26 protein-coding genes are annotated in these 25,134 nt (G+C 48.0%); 21 read left to right on the top strand and 5 right to left on the bottom strand.

Features of this window, described 5'->3' with window-relative positions; all coding sequences use genetic code 11:
• Window positions 1-496: 496 nt before the first annotated feature.
• Window positions 497-1,414 (bottom strand): D-2-hydroxyacid dehydrogenase, encoded by a 918-nt coding sequence (locus tag CAN90_RS05210; RefSeq protein WP_085832764.1) that lies wholly within the window; start codon window positions 1,412-1,414, stop codon window positions 497-499.
• A 24-nt stretch (window positions 1,415-1,438) separates the two neighbouring features.
• A complete protein-coding gene (locus CAN90_RS05205; RefSeq protein ID WP_085832763.1) occupies window positions 1,439-1,882 on the bottom strand; it encodes a hypothetical protein in 444 nt (147 codons plus the stop codon).
• A 247-nt stretch (window positions 1,883-2,129) separates the two neighbouring features.
• On the opposite strand from CAN90_RS05205, the gene CAN90_RS05200 reads away from it, so the two are divergent.
• The 19 genes from CAN90_RS05200 to CAN90_RS05110 all read left to right on the top strand — a co-directional run bounded on the left by CAN90_RS05200 (window position 2,130) and on the right by CAN90_RS05110 (window position 20,472).
• Entirely contained in the window at window positions 2,130-2,669 is a 540-nt protein-coding gene (locus CAN90_RS05200) for a stage V sporulation T C-terminal domain-containing protein (protein ID WP_009061913.1), read from the top strand.
• 86 nt (window positions 2,670-2,755) lie between these two features.
• Complete coding sequence (locus CAN90_RS05195) at window positions 2,756-3,271, top strand: ribosome maturation factor RimP (RefSeq protein WP_085832762.1); 516 nt, start codon at window positions 2,756-2,758, stop codon at window positions 3,269-3,271.
• A 6-nt stretch (window positions 3,272-3,277) separates the two neighbouring features.
• The gene (gene nusA / locus CAN90_RS05190) at window positions 3,278-4,366 is read left to right on the top strand and encodes a transcription termination factor NusA (protein ID WP_085832761.1); all 1,089 of its coding nucleotides are present in this window, start codon (window positions 3,278-3,280) and stop codon (window positions 4,364-4,366) included.
• Window positions 4,367-4,452: 86 nt separating this feature from the next.
• Entirely contained in the window at window positions 4,453-4,749 is a 297-nt protein-coding gene (gene rnpM, locus CAN90_RS05185; protein WP_085832760.1) for an RNase P modulator RnpM, read from the top strand.
• A complete protein-coding gene (locus tag CAN90_RS05180) occupies window positions 4,746-5,069 on the top strand; it encodes a L7Ae/L30e/S12e/Gadd45 family ribosomal protein (protein ID WP_085832759.1) in 324 nt (107 codons plus the stop codon). The genes rnpM and CAN90_RS05180 overlap by 4 nt, the downstream gene beginning before the upstream one ends.
• A 4-nt stretch (window positions 5,070-5,073) precedes the next feature.
• Complete coding sequence (gene infB, locus CAN90_RS05175) at window positions 5,074-7,617, top strand: translation initiation factor IF-2 (protein WP_085832758.1); 2,544 nt, start codon at window positions 5,074-5,076, stop codon at window positions 7,615-7,617.
• Between the two features lie 3 nt (window positions 7,618-7,620).
• Window positions 7,621-7,998, top strand: coding sequence for a 30S ribosome-binding factor RbfA (gene rbfA, locus CAN90_RS05170; RefSeq protein WP_085832757.1), 378 nt, complete (start codon window positions 7,621-7,623; stop codon window positions 7,996-7,998).
• Entirely contained in the window at window positions 7,991-8,944 is a 954-nt protein-coding gene (locus tag CAN90_RS05165) for a DHH family phosphoesterase (protein WP_085832756.1), read from the top strand. Before rbfA ends, CAN90_RS05165 begins: the two co-directional genes overlap by 8 nt.
• A 10-nt stretch (window positions 8,945-8,954) precedes the next feature.
• On the top strand, window positions 8,955-9,869 hold the full coding sequence (gene truB / locus CAN90_RS05160; protein WP_085832755.1) for a tRNA pseudouridine(55) synthase TruB: 915 nt from the start codon (window positions 8,955-8,957) through the stop codon (window positions 9,867-9,869).
• Between the two features lie 90 nt (window positions 9,870-9,959).
• A complete protein-coding gene (gene ribF, locus CAN90_RS05155; protein ID WP_242953576.1) occupies window positions 9,960-10,877 on the top strand; it encodes a riboflavin biosynthesis protein RibF in 918 nt (305 codons plus the stop codon).
• Between the two features lie 122 nt (window positions 10,878-10,999).
• On the top strand, window positions 11,000-11,263 hold the full coding sequence (gene rpsO, locus CAN90_RS05150) for a 30S ribosomal protein S15 (protein ID WP_085832753.1): 264 nt from the start codon (window positions 11,000-11,002) through the stop codon (window positions 11,261-11,263).
• Window positions 11,264-11,463: 200 nt separating this feature from the next.
• Window positions 11,464-13,683, top strand: a complete 2,220-nt coding sequence (locus CAN90_RS05145) for a polyribonucleotide nucleotidyltransferase (RefSeq protein WP_085832752.1) — start codon at window positions 11,464-11,466, stop codon at window positions 13,681-13,683.
• Window positions 13,684-13,791: 108 nt separating this feature from the next.
• Window positions 13,792-14,409, top strand: coding sequence for a hypothetical protein (locus CAN90_RS05140; protein ID WP_085832751.1), 618 nt, complete (start codon window positions 13,792-13,794; stop codon window positions 14,407-14,409).
• 456 nt (window positions 14,410-14,865) lie between these two features.
• The gene (locus CAN90_RS05135; RefSeq protein ID WP_085832750.1) at window positions 14,866-15,582 is read left to right on the top strand and encodes a hypothetical protein; all 717 of its coding nucleotides are present in this window, start codon (window positions 14,866-14,868) and stop codon (window positions 15,580-15,582) included.
• Window positions 15,583-15,645: 63 nt separating this feature from the next.
• The gene (locus CAN90_RS05130; protein ID WP_085832749.1) at window positions 15,646-16,098 is read left to right on the top strand and encodes a hypothetical protein; all 453 of its coding nucleotides are present in this window, start codon (window positions 15,646-15,648) and stop codon (window positions 16,096-16,098) included.
• A 284-nt stretch (window positions 16,099-16,382) separates the two neighbouring features.
• Complete coding sequence (locus CAN90_RS05125) at window positions 16,383-16,994, top strand: phosphatase PAP2 family protein (RefSeq protein WP_085832748.1); 612 nt, start codon at window positions 16,383-16,385, stop codon at window positions 16,992-16,994.
• 71 nt (window positions 16,995-17,065) lie between these two features.
• The gene (gene proB, locus CAN90_RS05120) at window positions 17,066-17,860 is read left to right on the top strand and encodes a glutamate 5-kinase (protein WP_085832747.1); all 795 of its coding nucleotides are present in this window, start codon (window positions 17,066-17,068) and stop codon (window positions 17,858-17,860) included.
• Between the two features lie 222 nt (window positions 17,861-18,082).
• Window positions 18,083-19,336 (top strand): glutamate-5-semialdehyde dehydrogenase, encoded by a 1,254-nt coding sequence (locus CAN90_RS05115; RefSeq protein WP_085832746.1) that lies wholly within the window; start codon window positions 18,083-18,085, stop codon window positions 19,334-19,336.
• A gap of 11 nt (window positions 19,337-19,347) precedes the next feature.
• Entirely contained in the window at window positions 19,348-20,472 is a 1,125-nt protein-coding gene (locus CAN90_RS05110) for a hypothetical protein (RefSeq protein ID WP_085832745.1), read from the top strand.
• A gap of 101 nt (window positions 20,473-20,573) precedes the next feature.
• On the opposite strand, the gene CAN90_RS05105 is transcribed toward CAN90_RS05110, so the two are convergent.
• Genes CAN90_RS05105 through CAN90_RS05095 form a run of 3 tightly spaced genes read right to left on the bottom strand, consistent with a single transcriptional unit; the run spans window position 20,574 to window position 21,835 of the window.
• Window positions 20,574-20,948: a hypothetical protein gene (locus CAN90_RS05105; RefSeq protein WP_085832744.1), complete on the bottom strand. Its 375-nt coding sequence runs from the start codon at window positions 20,946-20,948 to the stop codon at window positions 20,574-20,576.
• 18 nt (window positions 20,949-20,966) lie between these two features.
• Complete coding sequence (locus tag CAN90_RS05100; protein WP_085832743.1) at window positions 20,967-21,572, bottom strand: hypothetical protein; 606 nt, start codon at window positions 21,570-21,572, stop codon at window positions 20,967-20,969.
• Window positions 21,573-21,589: 17 nt separating this feature from the next.
• The gene (locus CAN90_RS05095; protein WP_242953575.1) at window positions 21,590-21,835 is read right to left on the bottom strand and encodes a hypothetical protein; all 246 of its coding nucleotides are present in this window, start codon (window positions 21,833-21,835) and stop codon (window positions 21,590-21,592) included.
• Between the two features lie 194 nt (window positions 21,836-22,029).
• Here CAN90_RS05095 and CAN90_RS05090 point away from each other — a divergent pair, with 194 nt between their 5' ends.
• Together CAN90_RS05090 and CAN90_RS05085 are read left to right on the top strand one after the other, a co-directional pair.
• Window positions 22,030-22,503, top strand: coding sequence for a YfcE family phosphodiesterase (locus CAN90_RS05090; RefSeq protein WP_085832741.1), 474 nt, complete (start codon window positions 22,030-22,032; stop codon window positions 22,501-22,503).
• 133 nt (window positions 22,504-22,636) lie between these two features.
• Entirely contained in the window at window positions 22,637-24,331 is a 1,695-nt protein-coding gene (locus CAN90_RS05085; protein ID WP_085832740.1) for a phospho-sugar mutase, read from the top strand.
• Window positions 24,332-25,134: the final 803 nt, after the last annotated feature.

Genomic DNA, 25,134 nt, shown 5'->3' with positions numbered 1-25,134 from the left:
CGCAAGATTTTGATGGCGCTGGGGCTTTGCCTTGGCGCCATTCATTTTGTCTAAGTGTTTTTAAAGCGGCTGCCACCGCAGAGAATTTCTTCTTTCTTTTCATTCGCCCTTCAAGCCGGGGCAGGCTCGCCTTTTCTCGATGAAGAGAAAAGGCGGAAAGACTCACCAAAGGCAGAGCCTTTGGTCGTTGAGAGGGAATCCAAAGGGAGAGAATCGATACTCTCCCTTTGGAAGGCCTTTGCCTACTTTCACCCTTTCGTGAAAGGTTGTGCCCGCCCCGGCATGAGGGGCAAAGCCCTGTGCCAGCAGAAGCCTCGCCCCGCTCTGCGCATTGGCGAGAGTGCATTAAAAAATAACAGCAAAATCAAGTGAAAAAGAAGAATAAAATTGGTTTTCAACAGAAAGTTAACAACTTGTTGAAAACTTTCTTGAAATCCTCAAATAAAAATCCCCACTCTAAAAGAGTAGGGAACTTTTCGTATTCTTAATAAAGTAATTAGGCGTTTTTTTCGATAAAGCGCTTTATATTCCGTGCGCCAAGCTCTAACACCAGATCCAGCGTTTTGGGCAAATGGAACAGCCCTGCAATGTGTGGTGTTAGAATCACATTTTTCTCCTGCCACAAGGGGTCGCTTGCCGGCAGAGGTTCGGGATCACAAACGTCGGTGACAAAACCGCCGAGCTGCCCGCTATGCAAAGCATTTCGAACCGCTTCTTGGTCTACGGATTTACCGCGACCGCCGTTAATCAGTAACGCACCCGGCTTCATGAGCTCAAGCCGGTGCTTGTCCATAAAATGATGTGTCTCGCTCGTATACGGCAACGCCATTGCCACTGCATCCGCTTTGGGAAGAAGCTGTTCGAGCTCACTGAGCGTGTGCATTTCATCAAAAGCTCCGTTTGGTGTACCACCCGAGCGACGCACACCGATGGTGTAAGAGCCGAGCGCTTTGCACAAACGCGCATAATGGGTACCAATGTCTCCTGCCCCAATCACCAGTATGTTCATGGAGGAGATGGATTGCACTTCGCCCTCGTCCTTCCATAAGGATTGCAGTTGGTTGTCTCGGTACAAGTGAAGCTTTTTGCAAAAAGAGAGCGTGAGAGCAAGCATGTGTTCTGAAACAGCAACTCCGTATGCACCGCTCGCGCTAATCATGTTACAGTTGGGCGGTAGAATACCTTCGGCATCGTATTTATCACTGCCCGCAGTTCTCAATTGCAGAAGTCGCAAATTCGGCAGCTTGGCCAGCTTTTCAGGCGGCGGGTTGCCAAAAATAATCTCAGCCTCATAAAGCTGTTCCTCGCTTACCGTCTTAAAGGTGGCATAAGTAATTGCAGCACCGGGAATGCTTTGTTCCAGACGCTCTTTTTGCGAATCGGATAAACGCGATAAAACCAAAACTTTTTTCATGCAGACACTCCCTAAAACAAAAATTTAGTAGTGAATCGAATCCAGCATTTTGTCGAGTACTGATTGGTCAGAGGTTAAACACTTACTGTAAATCACGGTATTGTTCACTCGGCTTACCCGGTAATAAAGCTCGCCGTTTGTTACCGTATACTTTGCGTATGGGGTGGAGTCTAAATTTGTGGGTTTGTTACCGCCGGTTTGAATTCCATCTTTTAATGAATTGTACATCCGCAGAGCAACACTGTCGTCTGCAAGAGCGGCGTAGTACAGCTCATTGCCATTTTTATCGGTTGCACTCATATAGCTTTTTGCACCGCTCAGCTGTTCGGTATTGTCAGTTACGGTGTAACCGGCCGCTTCGGCCATGGTTTTAAAATCGTTTGCGTCTACGGCAGTGCGTGCGGAGCAGCCGGTCATAGCCAATGCCAGCACTAGCAAGGCCGATAAAAGTAAAAATCTTTGTTTCAACGGGAGTTCCTCCTGTGTATTGGGTAATTTTTTTGAGCGTTAAAATATGTAAAAATTTATTTGCGACGATGCACGTCTTTATGGCGTATATTATACACCAAAATGGGGCAAAAGAACAGCGCATTCCTCCGATTCAATTGTTAAAATCCTCCATAGGAATTCCTTGGCGGAATTGGTAACTGCATGAATAACAGAAAAGAGAGTGCGGATAATAATTACAAATCAAAACGCAGGAGGGAGTATTATCTTGAAGGCAACAGGAATTGTCAGAAGAATTGATGATCTGGGTCGTGTCGTTATTCCAAAAGAAATCCGCCGTACTCTGAGAATCCGTGAGGGCGACCCTCTCGAAATATTTACGGATGCCGAGGGTGGCGTTATTTTTAAGAAGTATTCAGCCGTTGGAGAGATGTCTGCTTTTGCAGCACAGTACGCAGATGTGTTGAGTAAAATTGCAAACCGTCCAGCTCTTGTATGTGACTGCGATCATGTAATTGCAGTAGCGGGTGCATCTCGCAAAGAATATATGGAGCGTCGTGTCTCGCAGGATTTGGAAGAGACCATGCACGCTCGCCACACGTATGTGCGTGACCAAAACAGCCCACCCCTGCAACCGGTAGAAGGCATTAACCGTGCTGCGTCGGTGGTGTACCCCATCATTGCATCTAGCGACGTTATGGGAGCGGTTGTGCTGCTCGCGGGGGATTCTTCCGAACAGCCGGATGCAAGCGACATTAAGCTCACGCAGGCCGCGGCTTCTTTTCTGGCGCGGCAGATTGAAAACTGAAATTAAAGTTGCATTTTAAAAAGTATTATGCTATACTAATTTGAGTAAATAACGGTGAGGATGAAAGAGTGGGGTGACCCGCTCTTTTGTTTGTCTATGAGGTGAAAGCGTTGGCTGCAAAGAAAAAATCGGGGAATACCGTAACTGCTGTTTGGGCGTTGGCAGAGAAGGCCGCAAGCGGCACAGGCGTTACAATTTGGGACGTTCGCTTTGTAAAAGAGGGCGCAGATTGGTTTTTGCGCGTATTTCTTGACAAACCCGAGGGTATTAGTATGGATGACTGCGTAATGGTCAGCCGTGAGCTGAACACCCTGCTGGATGAAGAAGATTTAATTGAGCAAAGCTATTGCCTGGAGGTTTGTTCTCCGGGGATTAACAGAGAATTGACCCGCCCGGAGCATTTTGAGCATTTTACCGGCTCGCCGGTGCGGGTTAAATTGATTCGCCCGCTGCCAGATGGCCGCCGGGAGCTTAACGGGGAGCTGCTCTCTTTGGCAGATGGAGAAATCCGCCTGCAAGTTGATGAGGAAGAAGTATTGACCATAGCTCAGAAAGACAGCGTCTCGGTGCGCCTGTTGGATGACGATTTTGAAGAGGAGTAAGGTTAGATGAACAGCGAAGTTTTTGAGGCTTTGAATTTGTTGGAAAAGGAACGTGGCATCCCGGTCGATTTTATGCTGGATAAAATCAAAAAAGCGATTTTAACCGCTTGTAAGAACAGCTACGGCAATGAGGATGCGCTCATCAACATGGACGCCGCCCGCGGTAATTTTGAAGTGTTCCTGCGTAAAACCGTGGTAGAGCAGGTGGAAGAGCCGGGCAAAGAAATTTCGCTGGCGCAGGCTAGAGAAATCGACCCCTCGGCAGGTATGGAAGATAAGGTCAACGTAGCGCTCAATACCAAGGAGTTTGGCAGAATCGCTGCTCAAACTGCTAGAAATATTATTCGCCAGGGCATTCGCGACGGTGAGCGCGGGCAAATGATGCAGGAGTTCCAAAGCAAAAATCAGGAGCTGGTAAGCGCATTGGTTGAGCGTGTAGACCCCCGTTCCGGAGCGGCTACTCTTAAAATTGGCAAGGCAGAAGCCGTGCTGCCCAAAAGTGAGCAGGTTGGCGACGAGCAGCTGCGTGAAGGTGACCATATAAAAGTTTATGTGGTGGATGTAAAAGAGACGGAAAAAGGCCCCCGTGCCATGATTAGCCGTACCCACCCCGACTTGGTAAAGCGCCTGTTTGAAACCGAAGTGCCTGAAATTTATGACGGCGTGGTTGAGATTAAGGCAGTTTCCCGCGAGGCAGGTTCGCGCACAAAGCTTGCGGTGCAAAGCCACAATGCAGACGTTGACGCGGTAGGTGCATGCATTGGTGCACGTGGTGCCCGTGTTTCGAATATCGTCAATGAGCTTGGCGGCGAGAAAATCGACATTGTGGAGTACAGTGAAGACCCCGCTCAGTTTATTGCTTCCGCACTTTCCCCGGCAGACGTTGTTTCTGTTCAGGTGGCAGAGGATGGCTCTCGCGTATGCCGCGTTACCGTGCCGGATAGCCAGCTTTCGCTTGCCATTGGCAACAAGGGCCAAAACGCCCGCCTTGCTGCAAAGCTAACCGGCTGGAAGATTGATATTAAGCCCGAAAGTGGCTTTTTTGGCGAAGAGCCAGTAGCTGTTGAAAAAGCAGAGGTAATAGAGGAAGAATAACATAGGGCAATCGGCCGGGGAGCCTCCCATCCCATGTAAAATAGGGAGAGAAGCCGCGCAGCTGCGCGGGAAGGAGTAAGTGTTATATGATACAAAAGCGCGTGCCCCTGCGTATGTGCGCAGGCTGCGGAGAAATGAAACCGAAAAAAGAGCTGGTACGGGTGGTGAAAGCGCCGGATGTGAAAGATGATTCGGGGCAGGTCACTGGGCCAGGGGAGATTTCGCTGGATTTAATCGGCCGTAAACCCGGGCGCGGTGCTTATGTATGTAAGGATATTAATTGTCTGAGAGCGGCGCGTAAGTCCAAGCGGTTTGAGCGGGTTTTTTCCTGCGCTATACCGCCGGAGGTGTACGACCGCCTGGAGGAGGAGATCGGAAAATGACAAATCGGGTTCTCTCTCTTTTAGGCATCGCCCGGCGCGCGGGCCGGCTCAGTTTGGGTCATGATGCCGTAGACGAAGCCTTGAAGAAGAGAGAAGCAAAACTGATCGTATTAGCGCAGGATGTTTCTGCGCGCACTGCCACCCATGCGCAAAAGGCGGCTCAGCAGGCTGAGGTGCCTTGCCTTATACTTGCAGATGGCATGGATGAAATCGGTATGGCAATTGGCAAAAAAATCGGTGTGATTGCAGTAAACGATCAGGGATTCGCTAAGAGGTTGACGGAGCTGGCCAATGAGGCGGCAGACAAACGGGAGGGATGAGTTAATGATGATGAAATACAGGGTGCACGAAGTAGCGAAAGATCTTAACGTACCGAATAAGGTTGTATTAGATATTATTCAAAAGTATTGCGATGAAACCAAAAAACATATGACTGCATTAACCGAGAAAGAGCTGGATATGGTGTTTGAGTCCATTACTCAGCAGAAAAGCACAGGCTCTTTAGACGCCTATTTTGCAGATAATGCGCAGAACGCAACACAGCAGGCTACCGCTCAGGCGGAAGCGCCCGCAGCGCCTGCGTCGGTACAGCAAGCAGCACAACCGGCACAGCCACAGCCTGCACAACCCGTGCAGCAGCAGGCTCCGGCGGCGGCACAGCCACCCGTGCGTAAAGCGGTTAAACCGGGTAAAATTACACCGGTAGGCCCCAAACCAACTGCCCCTCAGGGCCAGCAGCAGGGTCAAAACCGCCCGCAGCAGAGCCAACAGCGCCCTGCACAGCAACAGGGTCAGAATCGCCCGCAGCAGAACCAGCACCACGGCCAGAATGCACAGCCGCATCAAAGCCATGCGCCTGCCGCCTCTGCTGCAGATTCCAATGTGGTTCGTAAGCCCCAGGGGCGTATTGTAGACACTCGTACCTCTAACGTAGAGCTCGACCGCTACAACGAAAAGTATGACCGTATGGCTTCTGAAAAAGTGAAGACAGACAACGTTGTGAAAAAGCAAAAGCTGACACAGCGTAGCTCGCAGTACCGCGGCAAGCCCAGAAATGCCCGCCGTGAGACCGAGGGCGAGCGTTTGCGCCGTATTGCGCAGGAGCGCAAGCAAAAGCAAATGACAATTACCATTCCAGAGGAGCTCACCGTCAGCGAGTTTGCACTTCGCCTGAAGGCAACCGCGGCAGAAGTCATCAAAAAGTTGATGGCGATGGGTGTGTTCGCTACTGTAAATGATACCATTGATTACGATACCGCCTCCCTTGTTGCCATGGAGTTCCATGCAAAGGTAGAAAAAGAGGTTGTTGTAACCATTGAAGAGCAAATTATTGACGATAGTGAAGATGAGGATGACAACCTGATTCCCCGTGCCCCCGTTGTGGTGGTTATGGGTCACGTTGACCATGGTAAAACCTCTTTGCTTGACGCCATTCGCAATGCAAAGGTAACTTCTTCCGAAGCGGGCGGCATTACCCAGCACATTGGCGCATACCGCGTTGAAGTGCAGGATCGCCCCATTACCTTCCTCGATACCCCTGGCCACGCAGCGTTTACCACCATGCGTGCCCGTGGTGCGCAGGTAACCGATATTGCAGTGCTGGTTGTTGCTGCGGATGACGGTGTGATGCCGCAGACGATTGAGGCAATTAACCATGCTAAGGCGGCAGGCGTTTCCATCATTGTAGCGGTTAATAAAATGGATAAGCCCGCTGCGAATCCCGACCATGTAAAGCAGCAGCTAACCGAATACGGCCTTGTTGCGGAAGAATGGGGCGGCGAAACTCCTTGCATCCCCGTTTCTGCCAAAACACAGCAGGGCATCGATGATTTGTTAGAGATGATTCAGCTGGTTGCCGATATGAAGGAGCTTCGTGCGAACCCCGAGCGTGCTGCAAAGGGCACGGTTATTGAGGCTCGTTTGGATAAGGGTCGCGGACCCATCGCAACCGTGCTGGTGCAGAACGGCACCCTGCATGTGGGCGACATTGTAGTGGCTGGCTCCAGCGTTGGCCGTGTGCGTGCAATGATGGATGACCGTGGTAACCGTGTGCAGGAAGCAGGACCCTCTATGCCGGTTGAGATTACCGGCCTTGGAGAAGTACCTTCCGGTGGTGATACGCTCAATGCCGTTTCCGATGAGCGCTTGGCTCGTGAGCTAGTTGAGCAACGCTACAACGAGCAGAAGGAAGAGCAGTTCCGTGCGCAGACCAAGGTCACGCTCGATAACCTGTTTGACCAAATGCAGCAGGGTGAAATGAAGACTCTTCAAGTCATTGTTAAGGCAGACGTACAGGGCTCTGTGGAGGCGGTTCGCCAGTCTCTGGAGAAGCTCACGAACGAAGAGGTTCGCGTTTCTGTCATTCATGGTGGCGTTGGTGCCATCAGTGAGTCTGACGTAATGCTTGCGAATGCTTCCAATGCCATTGTTGTTGGCTTTAACGTTCGCCCAGACCCCATTGCCGAAGAAAACGCAAAGCGCGACGGCGTGGATATGCGACTGTACCGCATTATTTATGATTGCATTGACGAGATTGAATCTGCAATGAAGGGCATGCTTGCCCCGAAATTCCGCGAGATTGCTCTCGGCAAGGCAGAAGCACGTGAAATTTACAAAATCACCAATGTGGGCATCATTATTGGCGCTCATATTACATCCGGCAAACTGATCAGAAACGCCCAGGTTCGCGTGGTGCGTGACGGAATCGTAATTACCGAAGATAAAATAGCCTCTCTGCGCCGCTTTAAAGACGACGTAAAGGAAGTGGCAGAGGGCTACGACTGCGGTATCGGTTTGGATCGCTTCAACGATGTAAAGGAAGGCGACATTCTGGAAGCTTTTGTCATGGAGGAATACCGGGAGGATTAAGGAATGCCCAGCCATAAAATAGAACGTATTACAGAAGATATTCACCGCGAGCTCACGGCAATTTTCCGTGAGCTTAAGGATCCTCGTGTTCAAGGCGGCCTCATTAGCATTGTGCGTGTGGACGTAACAAACGATCTTTCGTACTGCACGGTATTTATCAGTGCAATGGAGGGTATGGAGAAAGCGAAAATTGCAGTAGAGGGGCTAAAATCGGCTGGCGGCTTTATTCGCCGTGAGCTGGGGCTTCGACTGAAAATTCGCCATGTGCCAGCGCTTTTGTTTCGTGCGACCGATTCCATTGAATACGGCGCAAGCATCAATAAGCTTTTGATGGATTGGAAAGACGGTGCAGAAGAAAACGGGGAGGATCACGATGATTGATCTCGAGCGCGCGGTTTCTCTCCTGCGTAACGCGCAGGACATTGAAATATTAAGCCACCATTTCCCGGATGGCGACACACTGGGCTGTGCGGCGGCACTCTGCCACGCACTGCACCTTCTTGGCAAGCGTGCCCGTTGCACCTGTGCTGACCCCGTTTCTGAAAAATATAGCTTCTTATTCGAAGAGATTGAGAAGCAGGACTTCCCCGCGCAATTTGTAGTAAGTGTGGACGTAGCAGACATTAAGCTGCTAGGCCCGGTGCTCGCCGCAAAGCATGCCGGTAACATTGATTTGTGCATTGATCACCACGGTTCTCATCAGATTTTCGCAAAAGAATCGTATGTAGACAGCACCGCCGCTGCGGCGTGTGAGATTATCTATGAGGTAATCTGCCGTTTGGGTGTGGTGCCGGATCAAGTGATTGCGCAGGCGGTTTATACCGGAATCACCACAGATACCGGCTGCTTCCGCTATACCAATGTGACCGCACGCACGCACGAAATTGCTGCTCAGGTCATTCGTACCGGTATCGATGCCGCAGACATTAATCGCCAGATGTTCGAAACGAAAACTCGCGCCCGCCTTGAAATGGAGCGCAGCGTTTTGGATTCGATTGAGTTTTATTTTGATTCGCGCTGTGCGGTGATGCAAATTAGCCGTGCGATGATCGATGCTTCCGGTGCTGACGAAGGTGATTTGGATGGCCTTTCGGCAATCCCTCGCCAAATCGAGGGCGTATTAGTGGGCGTTACCATGCGGGAGCGCAAAATAGGCGGCTATAAAGTTTCTCTGCGCACATTGCCGCAGGTAAATGCGGCTAAAATATGTGCAGAGTTCGGCGGCGGCGGCCATATTGCAGCAGCTGGCTGTACCATTGAAGAAGACTTTGAGTCGGCTCGTGAAAAGATTTTAAAAGTAATTGGTAAGGTTCTCGAAACAATGTGAGGTGACCCCGATGGACGGAGTCCTAATAATTGATAAGCCCTGCGGCTTTACCTCGTTTGACGTGGTCGCGGTTGCACGCCGCCTTTGCAGAGAGAAAAAGATTGGCCATACCGGTACGCTGGACCCAATGGCAACAGGGGTTTTGCCCCTGCTTTTGGGGAAAGCTACTCGTGCCGCTTCTTTGCTGGAGGATTCCGATAAGGTATACTGCGCGGTGTTTCGCCTCGGAGTAGAAACCGATACGCAGGATAATACGGGCGAGGTGCTTCGCGAGAGTAACGCTCCGGTAAGTCGTGCGCAGCTGGAGGAAGCTCTTCCCCAATTTCGGGGTGAGATTATGCAAACACCGCCGATGTATTCAGCAGTGCGGAAAGACGGTAAGCATCTGTATGAGCTGGCGCGTCAGGGAATTGAAGTGGAACGTGAGTCCCGTCCGGTTACCATTTACCGGCTGGAGCTTTTGGAATACAATGAGCAGGAACGGCAGGGTAGCTTGCTGGTTGAATGCTCGAAAGGAACGTATATCCGCACGCTTTGTGCAGATTTAGGACAAGCCGTGGGAAGCTTGGGGATTATGACGGCACTGCGCCGTACTCGTGCCTGTGGCTTTTCACTCGAGCAGGCGTTGCCGCTCGAAGAGGCTCGTTCACTTGCGGAAGAGAATCAGCTTGCCGGTAGGGTTTTATCGGTAGAAAGCTTGTTTCTCCACTTGCCGCAGGTTTCGGTAACAGCCGCGCAGAGCGTTCGCTTTCAAAATGGTGGGGCGCTTGCATTGGAGCGCTTGCGCCTGAGCAGCCCGTTAGCGCCACAGGAGCGAGTGAGGGTGTATTCCTCAACGGGGGAGTTTTTAGGGCTGGGTCAGGCAAATGCAGAAACGCAGGAGCTTGCCGTTCTGCGGTTGTTTTGCAGCAGAACAGGAGAATAAAAAAGCCGAATAGCGCCGGTTTCCCGTGAGAAAATGGTATGATTGCGCTGGTCGGGAGGTTTTTGTTTGAGATTACAGGTGTTCCATGATTTGAAACAGATAGCACCTTCAGAAAGTGCAGTGGCAATGGGCGCTTTCGACGGAGTCCACTTAGGCCACAGAAGAGTGATTTCGTGCGTTACATTTACAGCCCGTAAGCTTGTGCCAACGGTTTTTACCTTTGATGCCAGCCCACAGGAGCTGTTAAAAGGGGAGGGTGATTTGCGCCTGACCTCGTGCGAAAGCAAAATGCGTGTATTAGAGGGTTTAGGTGTTCGCCGAGTGTACATGCCTCGGTTTGAAGAGGTAAGGTCGCTTTCGCCCCGCGAGTTTGTTGAGAAAATATTGCATCATACTCTGCGCGCAAAAGAAGTGAGCTGTGGCTTTAATTTTCATTTTGGCCGCGGCGGTACAGCCGGCAGCAATGAGCTGCGCGAAATTTGCGCGGAGTTTGGAATAGAGGTTTCGATAGTTCCTGCACTTACGGTAGATGGTGAGCCGGTTAGCTCAACACGCATTCGGAAGGCTCTGCTATTAGGGGATGCGACGGAGGCGGCCCGCCTTTTAGGGCGGTTTTATTCCATCGATTTTCCGGTTGCGCACGGGCGCCAGCTTGGCAGGCAGCTTGGGGCGCCAACCATTAACCAGCCGTTTCCGCCCGGGTTCCTTGCACCGCGGTTTGGTGTGTATACCTCTGTGGTAACGGTAAATGGCAAGCGATATGCCGGTGTTACCAATATCGGTGTTCGCCCCACTGTGGGTTCTGACGGAGTTTTAGCAGAAACCATGATTGATGGTTTTTCGGGCGATTTATACGGCCGCCGCGTACCCGTAGAGCTGGTTTGCTTTTTGCGCCCGGAGCAGAAATTTGGAGATTTAGACCAGCTTCGCGAAGCGATTCTGCGGGACGCACAGACCGCCCGCAGCTTGGCTGCTCCCTATTTACAAACACAGGAAGCTATGATATAATCAATAGGTTAAATTGCCCCTTACCCGGAACAAGGAGTAAGCCCCTTTGGGGAGTTCACCAGCCTTATGCTGGGTTTGAGGGTACAATAGGTGCGTAACTCGCACGGAAGGGTGGAAAAAATATGTTAAAAGAAGAAAAACAGCAGATTATTGAGCAGTATGCTTTACACGAGGGAGACACCGGCTCCGCCGAGGTTCAGATTGCGATTCTGACCAAGAGAATCAACGATTTGACCGATCACCTCAAAGCACATAAGAAAGACCATCACTCTCGCCGCGGTTTGTTGAAAATGGTTGGCCAGAGAAGAAGTTTGCTGAAGTACCTGACCAAGACAGATATTGTGCGTTATCGCGTCATTATCGAGAAGTTGGGCATTCGTAAGTAATAGCACGCTGTTTCGGGCAGACGGCTTTTTTAGCCGTCTGCCTTTTAGGCATATTTAAGCAAAACCATAAAGAAATGGGAGGTTTCGGGTTTTAGCAGTGAAACGAGTTCCCAACAATTTTTGTGTAGGAATTGGTTTTATTGCTAAGCCTGCTTCCCTCCCGGGCATAATGTAGTTGAAGTGACAAGGAGGATTATTTGATGTTCGAGAATTTCAAGGTGTATGAAACCGAATTCGCAGGCCGCCCTCTGGTGGTTGAGACCGGCAAAATGGCACAGCTGGCTAATGGAGCTTGCCTTGTTCGTTATGGCGAAACGGTTGTTCACGTGGCAGTAACCGCATCTGCTAAGCCGCGCGACGGTATCGATTTTTTCCCGCTATCGGTTGATTTTGAGGAAAAGCTCTATGCAGTAGGTAAAATCCCCGGTTCTTTCATGAAGCGCGAAGGCCGCCCCTCAGAGAAGGCTGTTTTGGCTTCTCGCGTAATTGACCGCCCCATTCGCCCCTTGTTCCCTAAGGATATGCGCAACGACGTTTCTGTTGTTTGCACTGTCATGTCGGTAGACCCCGACTGCTCCCCTGAAATTGTTGCCATGGTAGGTACCTCCATTGCTATCAGCATTTCAGACATTCCGTGGAGAGGGCCGATCTCTGCTGTTTCGGTTGGCTATGTGGATGGCGAACTGGTTATCAACCCCACTGCCGAGCAAAGAGAAAACTCCAAAATGGCTGTTACCGTTGCTTCTACCGATTCTCGCATTGCCATGATTGAGGCTGGTGCAGAGCAGGTAAGCGACGAAGTAATGTATGATGGTATTATGGCTGGTCATGCCGCCAACCAGCAGATTATTGAGCTCATCAACAAGATGAAGTCAGAAATCGGCAAAGAGAAGTTCAGCTACCCGAGCAACGAGCCGGATGAGGACATGCTCAATGCAATCAAAGAGTTTGCAATTGAAGACATTCGCCTTGCACTGGATACGGACGATAAAACAGTTCGCGATGCTCGCCTCAAGCCCATCTACGATAAAGTGCATGAGAAGTTCGCCGATATTTACCCCGATAGTGCGGCTAAGATTGACGAATGCCTCTACAAAACACAAAAATATGTGGTTCGCCGTTGGCTGCTCGACGAGCGCAAGCGTGTGGATGGTCGTGGAATGGATGAGATTCGTCCGCTCGCTGCTGAGGTTGGTCTGCTGCCTCGTGTACACGGCTCCGGTATGTTTACCCGTGGCCAAACACAAGTACTCACCATTGTTACCCTTGGCCCGGTTACAGACCGCCAGCTTTTGGATGGAATCGATGAGGAACAGTACAAGCGCTATATGCACCACTACAACTTCCCCTCGTATTCCGTTGGTGAAACAAGACCCAGCCGTGGCCCCGGCCGCCGCGAAATTGGTCATGGTGCTTTGGCTGAGCGTGCATTGCTGCCGGTGATTCCTGCCGTTGAGGATTTCCCCTATGCGTTGCGCTTGGTTTCTGAGGTTCTCTCTTCGAACGGTTCTACCTCGCAGGGCTCTGTGTGCGGTAGCACCTTGGCACTGATGGATGCCGGTGTGCCGATTAAGGCTCCGGTTGCTGGTATTTCTTGCGGTTTGATTACCGAGGGCGACCGCTGGATGACCATGGTTGATATTCAGGGCCTGGAAGATTTCTTCGGCGATATGGACTTTAAGGTTGCCGGTACCCATGAGGGTATCACCGCCATTCAGATGGACCTGAAGATTGATGGTCTTACCCCTGAAATGGTAAAGGAAGCTTTGGAAAAAACCCACACGGCTCGCGACTATATCCTCAACGATATTATGCTCCCGCAGATTCCCGCGCCACGTGAAGAGCTTTCTAAATATGCACCAAAGATGCTGTCTACCGTGATTCCTACGGAGAAAATCCGTGAGGTTATCGGTTCCGGCGGTAAAGTTATTCAGAAAATCTCCGCTGAATGCGGCGTTAAGATTGACATTGAAGATGATGGCCACGTATTTGTATCCGGCATTGACATTGACAACTGCCGCCGTGCAATGACCATTATCGATACCATCGTAAATGACCCCGAAGCCGGTGCCATTTACAACGGTAAGGTAACCCGCATCATGGACTTTGGCGCATTTGTTGAGATTGCCCCCGGTAAGGAAGGTCTTGTTCACATTTCTCGTTTGGATGTAAAGCGTACCGAGAAGGTGACCGACGTTGTCAATGTTGGCGATGAAGTGATGGTTAAAGTGCTTGAGATTGACGATAAGGGTCGCTTGAACCTTTCCCGTCGTGATGCACTGATTGAGGTTGAGGGTCTTGTACCGGAAAACGAAATTTCAGACGCACCTCGCCGTCCGGCTCCTCGCAGAGATGACCGCCGTGACGACCGCCGCGGCAGCAATGGCTTCCGCCCCAATACCAATAGGCCCCGCGAGTAATCGAGATATAGTTAAATGCTTTTATAAAAATCGTGCTCCCCACCTTGTGGGGAGCCGTTTTACTATATCTTATTCTATAATTATCTTACAAAAGAAAGGAAGAAAATAATGATTGAGGCAGATGGACCAATTGCAACCTTTGTTTGTGTACAAACGGAAGAAATGCGTAAAAAGCAGGAAGCTTTTTTAAACGAAGTTGCAAAGAGTGTTAAGCCAAGTGAGCGAACCTTTGAACAAATGCTTGCTTACTTCATTGAAACGTATCATGCTGTTCCTACGAATTTACCAAAAGAGCGCATGAGAGAAATAAAAGCGAATGTGATTGTAAATTATTTTCCGGAGCTTTTGCAGGAAGATAGAGAAAAAGAGCTTACTCCCGAAGAAAAGCAGCATTATCGTAGAAGAAGCGATTCCTTTATTCGAGCGTTGAAATATCCAGAGGAAGAACTGGATTTAGAGTTCCGTGCATTTCTAATCCCTCAAAAGACGAAAGAAAAAAAGAAAAATCAAAGAGCTACAGCGGCACAGCTTACAAATAGTAATTATGAGTCTATTCTCGAAGTAGAGATGAAAACAGAGTACATGTCCGCCATGAACGTGGAGGAATCCATACTCGATGATTTATGTATCTGGCGTGGGGTAACTCAAAAGGATATGGATGAGAAATCCCCCCGGTTTGTTGAATATGCAGAGGCGTTAAAGAGGCTAAATGGAAATAAAAAATGAATCAATAGGTATTCTTACTAAACAATACAGCGAAATAAACTAAAAATTTTGAAACCGGCTCTGATTGCATCAGAGCCGGTTTTTACGATTACTGTGCTTTTTTAGACGGCAAATTCCCAAAAACTTTGCACTTTTTTCACAGGTTTATTCTTTGTAAGATATTTTGAGATAAGGTTAGAAGTATTTGTCAATAAAGTGGAGCCAGCATATGAAATACCCACCGGTTATGTTGGTAAGTTTTTATTATTTTTAAATATAAAATATATTATTTAAATAAATGTGTGACAAATTGAACTTGCTTATCGTTATATTAATAAAGGCTTTTGAAAAACAAACTAAGTTTATTTATGAGAGGAGGATAAGTATTTTTTAGTTTTTCAAAGACTTTCTATTTGTAATAATTATAGAATATGTTAAAAACTAAGTTGTGTTATTTCGAAAGGAGTTATTAAAATTTTGAAAAAGATGAAAAAAAGAGTATTAAGTGGTATAATGGCATTGTCTTTTGTAATATCTTCTGGTATTCCAGTTTTTGCAAGTGATTTTTTAGTGTCAGAAAAGGGCACTTATACTGCATTAGATGCAAATCAGAAAAGATTTGAAAGCATGACGGTTGGACAACTTAACCAATTTATTGATTCAATAGCAAAAAAATCAAATCCGCAACAGATTAGGCCCAATGGGATTACTCCTATAAATCCTGGAATTCATTTCAATGATTTACAAGATGCTTGGCTTGCAGCAGCAATGATAGCTAAAAGAAAAGGGTATCCTTGTTCAGCAGAACTTATAAAATGCTCTGTTAAGGGAAAAGATTATAATGAAACAGCCAGTTCAGACGGTTTATTTAGAAAAAAAATAAGGAAGACTACGCCATATAAAAATTATATGAAACCTGTTATGAGAAATAAAGAAGCATATTCCAGTGGATCTTTCAACATTGAGAAAAGCGATAATTCAGACTTATTTTATGCTTTACATTCAGTTGATATTAGTACTGTTAAGTCTACAAATAATTATGCAGTTGAGATAACGGATACATTTGATTTTGAATACATGAAAGACTATGATAGTCCATTTACAGCATCTGTTAATAATTGGGCATGGCTATGCCAGAATGCAGCTGTTCTTTATCCTATTGATGTGACGATTACATTCCGCGAGAATGCCTGATAAGCATTAATTGTTAAATGTCTATTAAAAATATAATGTGTTATGTAATGAGAGGTTTTACTTGTGGAAAACAAGAAAATTAGAGTTGTCGTTATAATTTTATCTGTAATTTTAGTCAGTTCTATCGTAATAGGGAATCATATCAAAAACGGCAGAGATTACTTTTTTGTCTTTCGGCTGAATTGGAAGATCTCGCTGCCCACGAATGCAAAACAGTTGTATGAAGTGCAAAGTGAAGCAAGTTTTCATGGAGATGGCGAGCGTTACCATGTATTTCAGTATGACAAGACTCCAGATTTTCCTGCGGAGATGATACCTGTTACCACAATACCGGAGGAAGAAAGAGAGGACGTGTTAAAAATACTGTCCAGCGGAATTACGGTGGAAAAGAGATATCTTCCAAATTTTGATGGTGTAACACTCAGAATGAAGGCAGTGAAAAAAGGCAGCACGAGAATGTACTTATACTATGTAGAATCCTCTCAAACCTTGTATATCATTGAACATTTTATATAATCAACACAGTAAATATAGTGCTATTTTAAAAAACGGCTCTAAAGCGATTAGAGCCGTTTTTTGCTGTTTACTGTGCTTTTTACACGGCAAATTCCCAAAAAGTTCTCACTTTTTTCACGGCTTTATCCCTTGTGAGATATTTTGAGATAAGGTATAATACTACATAAGACCATCGCTATGGATGAATTATGTTAAGTTAGGGAATGGAAGGTACATTAAGTGAGATGAAATCCCCGGGCTGTATTAGGCAGCTAATTTGGCGGGGATCAGAAAGGAACTATTTGATGTTTGAACGAATACAGGCAATCGATATAAAGCTGTTGCGTTTGATTCAAAGAAGAATGCGGTGCAGCCTATTTGATGCGATTATGCCGTATATTTCTTTAGTCGGCAATGTTGGTGCTGTTTGGGCCACAGTGATGGTGTTGTTTTTTATGATGCCGCGTTACCGCGAAGCAGGTGTTGTACTGTTTTTTGTACTAGCAGCCTGCGGTGTTTTAACAAACTTTGTTTTAAAACCTCTTGTGGCTAGGCCAAGGCCGTGCCATACATATACGGATGTAAAATTGCTTTTGAGCTGCCCAACGGATTACTCGTTTCCGTCTGGCCACACCATGTCTTCCTTTGGAGCGGCTTTAATTATTTTCTATGCGAACCATGCGATGGGTATTGCTGCTTTTGTGTTTGCTTTTTTAATCGCATTTTCCCGTCTTTATTTGTTTGTGCACTACCCGTCAGATGTTTTGACTGGTGTTGTTTTGGGGTTATCCGCTGCAAGTGAACCTCTTGTGTTGGTATTTGCTGCACTGTGTGCTTGTGTGTATTGTGGCAAGACACGTTACCGCAGAGGGCAGGAAGAGACGACTGCGGGTATTGGGGAATCCTCAAAAATTTAGCGCTTTTATGATTGTTGAGCAGGTTTGCCCTGTTTTGCATATGGATAGTAGCAGGAAAAGGAGTGAAAGGAATGTCTGAAATCACACAAGCCAAGCGTATCGTGGTGAAGGTTGGTACTTCTACCTTAACATACGATAATGGCAAGGCGAATTTCCGCACAATGGAAGAACTCTGTAAGGTTTTAAGCGACCTTCAGAATTCTGGTAAAGAAATGATTCTGGTTACCTCTGGTGCGGTAGCGGTCGGCATGAGCAAGCTGGGGTTAAAGGAACGACCGCGTGAGATTGAGAAAAAACAGGCAGTAGCGGCTGTGGGCCAGTGTGAGCTGATGTTCCTTTACGATAAATTCTTTGGGGAGTTTAATCACACGGTGGCGCAGGTTTTGCTTTCAAGCGATGTAATGACCGAGCAGATTAGCAAGAGGAATGTACAAAACACGTTCCGTGCTCTGCTCGACATGGGTATTATTCCGGTAGTAAATGAAAACGATACCGTGTCAATTGATGAATTGATGGGCGCACATATTGGTGATAACGACACGCTTTCTGCTACGGTGGCAGTTTTGGCGGATGCAGACCTGTTGGTACTGCTGACCGATATAGATGGCCTTTACGAGGCCGACCCCAAAAAGGACCCCAATGCAAAGAGAGTTCCACGCGTAAAAAAGATAACCGATGAGATTAAAATGCTCGGCGGTGGGGAAGGCTCTGCAAGAGGAACCGGGGGAATGCGTACCAAAATCTCTGCGGCAATGGTATCAACCGCAGCAGGGATTCCGTGCGGCATCATTGACGGCGCTGCTCCAAGGGACTTGTACCGCCTATTGGCAGGGGAAGACCTGGGGACGATATTCGAAGCGGAATAAAAAAACATCGCGCGCGCACGCCCCATGCCTGTTCGGCATTGGTTTGCCCAGCTTGTTACAAGCTGGGCAAAGGCAGCCCCTAAAAGGGGTCTGCCGGCGGACGCGCGTTTTTTACATCTTTGCCATTGGCGAAGAGATAGCATTAATAGAGATGCAAATGGATTTGCCTATGAATCTCTCCAAGAGAATGGAGTGTTTCTCATATTGAAAGGAGAAAGTATGATGACAAAATTGCAAGAGATGGGACAAAAAGCCAAGGTGGCTTCCCGCGTGCTGGCAACAGCCGGTGCAAAAAAAGATGTGGCTCTTTTGAGCATTGCGGACGGTTTGGTTACAAATGTGGACAAAATAATCACAGCAAATAAATTAGACTTAGAGCAGGCAAAAGCCGGTGGTATGAGTGAATCCATGCTTGACCGCCTCACTTTAAATGAGGGACGAATCAAAGATATGGCAGAAGGTGCCCGGCAGGTGGCGGCACAAACAGACCCCATTGGCCGTATTCTTTCAGGTGAGGTTCGCCCCAATGGAATGAAGATTGAAAAGGTTGCCGTTCCTTTGGGAGTAATCGGCATGATTTATGAAGCCCGCCCCAATGTAACGGCAGATGCGGCGGTGTTGTGCCTGAAAGCCGGCAATGCAATAATTTTGCGCGGAGGGAAAGAGGCCATTCATTCCAATACCGCTATTACAGAGGTCATGCGTGACGCCGTGGAAAGCGCCGGGCTGCCCCGAGACAGTGTTCAGCTCATAGAAGACACTACCCGCCAAAGCGCGGTGGAGCTAATGGCTCTTACCGAGTATCTCGATGTACTCGTTCCCCGCGGTGGCGCAGGGTTAATCCGTTCGGTAAAAGAAAACTCCCGTGTACCCGTCATTGAAACAGGTGTGGGCAACTGCCATGTATATGTAGATGAATCCGCCGATTTGGAGATGGCGGCAAATATTATCTTCAATTCCAAAACCTCCCGCCCCTCCGTTTGTAATGCGGCAGAAACATTGCTGGTTCACAAGGCAGTGGCAGAACAGTTTTTACCCGTAGCAAAGAAACTGCTGGACGAGAAAAACGTTCAGCTTCGTGCTGATGAGCGTTCGCTGCAATATTTGGGAGCCTGTGATACGGTCATTCCCGCAGTAGATGATGATTGGGCAACCGAGTTTTCAGACTATATTCTGGCGGTTCGCGTGGTAGATTCACTCGATGAAGCAATCGAGCATATCTCCAAGTATTCCTCCGGGCACAGCGAGGCAATCGTTACCAATGATTACGGCAATGCTCGAGCGTTTACTTCTCGTGTAGATGCTGCCGCCGTATATGTGAATGTGTCTACTCGGTTTACGGATGGCGGGCAGTTTGGCCTTGGAGCAGAAATCGGCATTTCTACGCAGAAATTGCATGCCAGAGGGCCTATGGGTGTAAACGAGCTGACATCTCAGAAGTTTATAATAACCGGTGACGGGCAGATTAGAGTGTAAAAGGAGAGGCCATGAACGCAGAGCAAAATGAAAAGAATCAGGAAAATGCCGCGGAACACGGCGAGCTTCCCGAGGAACTAGTGGAAGAAATCGATTTTGACCGCTTTGCTGAGAGTAAAAAAAGCGAAGAAAACCAGGTTTCAACCGATTATCGATCCGCTTACCAAAAAAAGTCGGATAAAAAGAAAAAGTCCGCCAAACGCAGCCCGGAAGAAAAAAAGGTGCGCGCTGCACTGGAAGCCGCTGAACAGGCTCGCCTGAAAGCGCAAAAAGTTGCGGCCGATTTTGCGCAGGCGGCGCAAGCGCCGGACCCCGAGCCAGAGCCGGAGCTGGATGACTTTTTGTCGGAGGATGAACCTGCGACGCACGATGATATTCTATTAATTAAAAAAGCTACACTTACTCCGGAGGAACAAGAACAGGCAGAGGCTGAGAATACAGAAGAAACTGCGGTTATAGTTGCGGAGCAAACACCTTCCTTGCGCAGGCGGGGTAAATACCGCTATGGGATTGGCGTTGGTGCTTTGGTTATGGTGCTTGCATTTGTTGGCCTCTCGGTTCTTGTGTGGGGAGTTGGGCGCCAAATTTACCGTGCGGCGACTGATGACACACAGCTTCGTGCTTACGACACTTTTCTGTCACCTATTGTAATGCAGGACCCCGAGCCTTTTGAGAATGAAGAAGAAGCAAATGCGGAAATGGTGATGAAGGCATCCCTGTGGCGTGCCGTTACACAAAACGGGGCGCAGTACAACAGCTACGACGACCAAGGCCGCACTCTTGTTCCTCTGGGCGATGTGGTAGATGCCTGCCATGCCCTGTTTGGCCCCGATTGTAACCTGCAACCAACCAACCCCAAGGAAGAAACCTTCTTTGAATACGATTCGCAGCAGAACGTATTCCGTGTGGCACCGTACAGCTCGCAAAGCAGCTTTGCTCCCTATACAATTAGCAGTAAAAAATCGGGAGATACGGTTACGCTCCGCGTTGGCTATGTGGTTGGCGATTGGCAGGATGCCACCGAAAGCTCAAATGCTTCCCCTGAGCCGGTTAAGTATATGCAATATATTCTAAAGAAAACAGCCGATGGCAAAAGCGAATACGTGTCGGCTGTTCGCGCTGAAAAAGCGACATAAAAAATAGTGAGCCCGAGCCATACGGCTCGGGCTCACTTACAAAGAAACGTATTTTGCTGCCATGTAGTTTCCATTTTATAACGAAGTATGTTTTGCCGATATTAAATAACTAAGTACATTAAAGCAAAAATAAGGCCGGTGTCTGCCTTTTCAGAAACAAGAATCAAGATAAGAACCAGTATCAGTGTACGCTCGCCGTCTTGCAGCAGGCCGTCGAACAAGCTATTCAGTGAGCTTGCCTGCGGGAGAGATGATAGGTCAGGCAGTAAGGAAGGGGGAGCTGGAGCCGAACGGGAAGAGGACGGCGATGAATGGTTTTGCTGCGATTGCTGGCCGGCTTCGTGTGCAGGGTGCTCCTGAGAAGCATTCGGCTGAGAGCGGTTTAAGCTTTGGTTTGCCCGGCTTTGCATCTCGCGTACCCTGCGAATGGCATCCTGCTGCATTTGCTGCATATTGGTTGTTTCGTTGCTTGCCACTTTATAATCCCCCTTCCGTTATAAGATTCCTTGCCCACGCAGAATTGGCAATAGGCGCAGCATGGAAAGGATTTTAATTGCTTCATCCGCTTTTTTCTGCCGTTCTGCCCCAAGTAAAGGCCGTAAGGCATGCAATAGGCGAGTGTTGTTATCTTCTTGGCGGAATGCGGTGAGCAGCGGCAGAATCTTTGTTACGGTTTGCAGTATATCTCCATCCAATCCGCCTCCACCGCCACCGCCGCCTAACAGGCCAGAAAGAGCGCCCAGCCCACCGCCGTTATTCCCACCCAATAGCCCCGAAAGTGCGCCCAACCCGTTTGCCCCTCCAAGGCTAGAGAGCAGAGAGGCGATTTTTGCGGTATCCAGCCCGCCGGCTGCACCGGGGGACTGTGATATGTTCCCGCCGCCCGAGGGAGCAGCACCGGCGTTCCCCAATAGATTGGCTAAGCTACTTAAATCTAGCCCTTGCAGGGGGTTATTACCAGCAGGTGCATTTTGCCCCGGGGGCGTGGGGGTATTAGGCATGGAATTCCCCAGCCCCAGCGAGGCGGCCAAACTGTTTATTTGCTGCATGGCCTGTGGGTCGCTGAGTACCTCGTTGATTCTGCTGGTGAGATCATCCATTCCCTCACACCCTTTACTTATTTCTTACCGTTTAATCGGCGCATTAAATCTTGTGCCTGCGGTGAGCTAATCAGCTTTTGAATCGCTTGCTGGTCATTTAGAACTTTTTGCAGAGCAGCCGCATCATTCGGGTTCATATTCTGCATTAAACCTGCCAAATTGCCACTTGCGGCTTGCTGTTGTATTTCTTCTGGACTCTTGCCAAGGTGCTGTGCCAGCATATTCAGCAGGACCTGCTTATCGTTGGATTGATTCGATTGCATTGTTATCACCCCTTTTCCTATCATATGAATCAGTGGTACGGGATATGAAAATGAAAACTGTGTGGACACGTTAAAATCGCTGGTTTTTCTGCGAGTACTATCATTTTATTCTTTGAAAGCAAAGAAGTTGCATCCAAAATAGTGCGGACAAAGCAGAATACAGCAAACTCAGCAAAGAAAATGAAGGAGCTACCATGAGAATCTTAGTTATGTCAGATACACACGGAGACCAACACACCCTGCATCGGGTGATTTTGTCGCAGCCAAACGCAGAGGTAATCATCCATTTGGGGGACGGATGCGATGATATAGAGGACGAGCGTTACCTTTACCCCAATAAAATGTTCTTGCAGGTTCGCGGTAATTGCGATTGGTGCTCGGCTCTTCCTCCTCTGGGCGAAATCCAGTTGGAGAACCGCAAAATATTTTATACACACGGTAATTTGCACAATGTAAAATACTCATTGGATGAAATAAAGCTTGCTGCCCGTTTGCAAAAAGCAAGCATTTTACTGTTTGGGCATACACATATACCCTACACTGAGTACGAAAATGGGCTATATATTATGAACCCCGGTTCCCTGCGAGGGGCAGATGCAAGCTATGGAATTGTAGATATTACACCGCAAGGCGTTGTAACAAATTTGATTCGCGCCAATCACAAATAAGCTTTTGGGAAGAGGAACGTTCGTGCAGGGAATCCGCCTTGTTTCACATTGACAAAACGATGTGCCGATGCTACTCTATGGTTATAGAAATTAACGTCTTTAAGTCGGGCGAAAGGAAAGGAACGTACCAGATATGACAGAATATGAGAGATGGCGCAATACCCCTTTGGAAGACCCGAAGCTGACCCAAGAATTGGAAGAAATTTCTGATCAGCCGGAGGAGATTAACGACCGGTTCTACCGCAACTTAGAGTTTGGTACGGCTGGCTTGCGCGGCGTGTTGGGCGCAGGTACAAACCGGATGAATATTTACACGGTTCGTAAGGCGACACAAGGGTTGGCAAATTACTTGAATAAGAAAAAGCCCGGTGGCTCGGTAGCCATTGCGCACGACAGCCGTATTAATTCGGAGCTGTTTGCAAGGGAAGCGGCAAGCGTGTTAGCCGCCAGTGGCATTAACGCTCACCTCTACCCAGAGCTAATGCCTACTCCCGCCTTGTCCTTTGCAGTGCGTTACCTGCACTGCGATGCCGGCATTAACATTACAGCCAGCCATAACCCCGCAAAATACAATGGTTATAAAACATATGGCAGTGATGGCTGCCAAATTTCACTGGAAATGGCAGACCGTGTGCTTGATGAAATCAATAATCTCGATATTTTCAGTGAAGTAAAACATATTTCTTATGAGGAAGGCGTTCAAAACGGCCTGATACAAATTATCCCGCAAAGGGTAACGGATGCGTACATTGAAGCCGTAAAAGGGCAGAGCCTTCTTTACGATGTGGACGGCGGCCTTAAAGTGGTGTATACCCCTCTTAACGGAGCGGGGCGCATGTGTGTTACACGTGTTCTAAGTGAAATTGGGTTTCACGATGTCACACTTGTACCCGAACAGGCGGAGCCGGATGGGAACTTCCCGACTTGCCCTTACCCGAACCCGGAGTTCCGCGAGGCATTGCAAAAGGGCTTGGAGCTCAGTGAGCGTTTGCAGCCCGATCTGCTACTGGCAACAGACCCAGACAGTGACCGCGCAGGTGTTGCGGTGCGCCATAATGGGGAGTTTGTACTCATCAACGGCAACGAGATGGGCGTTCTTCTGCTCGATTTTGTCGCCCGTATGCGCCGCAAAAATGGTACGATGCCGGAGCACCCAGCAGCAATCAGTACAATTGTAAGCACCGATTTAAATGAAGCCGTTACCGCGGAATATGGCATTGAGCTGTTCAAGGTTCTTACCGGCTTTAAGTTTATTGGTGAGAAAATTGGGGAGCTGGAGGCCAAGGGGCAAGAGCACCGCTTCATTTTTGGTTACGAAGAAAGCTACGGGTATATGTCTGGCAGCTATGTGCGTGATAAGGACGCCGTGAACGCCAGCTTGCTTATATGCGAAATGGCGCTTGATTACAAACGTAAAGGCAAAACCCTGGTGGATGCGATGAATGATCTATACCAAAAACACGGCTATTATATCAATGACCTGCTCAACTTTGTATTTGAAGGGCAGGATGGTATGAATAAGATGACCGCTATGATGGATGCTCTGCGAAAAGAAGCCCCCACCCAAATTGCCGGCTTTGATGTAGTTGGCCACAGCGATTATGAAACCCGCATTTGCTTTGATGGCGACACTCAGACACCTATTAACCTACCAAAATCCAATGTACTGGAATATCGCATGGAAAACGGCTGCAAGCTGATGGTGCGACCCTCTGGTACAGAGCCAAAGATTAAAGTATATCTCTCTGCTTGTGGTGCAAACCGTGAAGAGGCACTCGCACTTACCGAGAAGCTAAAAGAGGCGGCTCCAAAACTGCTAGGGATTTAATTGTTACAATTTTGTTGATTTTGTGTAAAATTCTTGCTGATGTGTTGACATATCGGATAGGCAGAGTTATACTATAAACAAGTTATACAGGGCAAGACAAACGGAGTCTGCGCGATATATTCGAATTAGCGCCATGCGAAAGCATACCGAGCCGGCATTCGGTCGGAACGGCCAGGCCTGTATAATGCAATGAAAATGCAGCAGCTAAGAGGATTCTTAGCTGCTTTCTTGTTTTATTTATAAGTAGGAACAAGTACCTCATTATTAAAAGGCTGAAACAAAAGGTTTTTTTAAAACAGAACTGATTATTGTTTATTTGTTAAATTCAGGTAAAATAGTAAACTGGGTATTGACAAATCGGATAAGTGGAGCTATACTATAAACAAGTTATACAGGACGAGACAAACGGAGTCTGCGCGATATATTGGAATTAGCGCCTGCAAAAGCATACCGAGCCGGCAGTTGGCCGGAGCGGTAAGGTCTGTATAATCTACATGCTGATTTAGCAGTTAAGAGAAATCTTAGCTGCTTTTTTGTTTTATTTATAATTAGGAACAAGTACTTCGTTATTAAAGGGTTGAAACAAAAGGATTCTTTAAAACAGAACTGATTATTGTTTATTTGTTAAATTCAGGTAAAATAGTAAACTGGGTATTGACAAATCGGATAAGTGGAGCTATACTATAAACAAGTTATACAGGACAAGACAAACGAGGTCTGCGCGATATATTGGAATTAGCGCCTGCAAAAGCATACCGAGCCGGCAGTTGGCCGAAGCGGTAAGGTCTGTATAATCTACATGC

The organism is Clostridium merdae, from assembly GCF_900176635.1.
Taxonomy (GTDB): Bacteria; Bacillota; Clostridia; order Oscillospirales; family Acutalibacteraceae; genus Faecalispora; species Faecalispora merdae.
The sequence above is the reverse complement of the archived record's forward strand: the minus strand, read 5'-3'. Positions and strand labels throughout refer to the sequence as shown.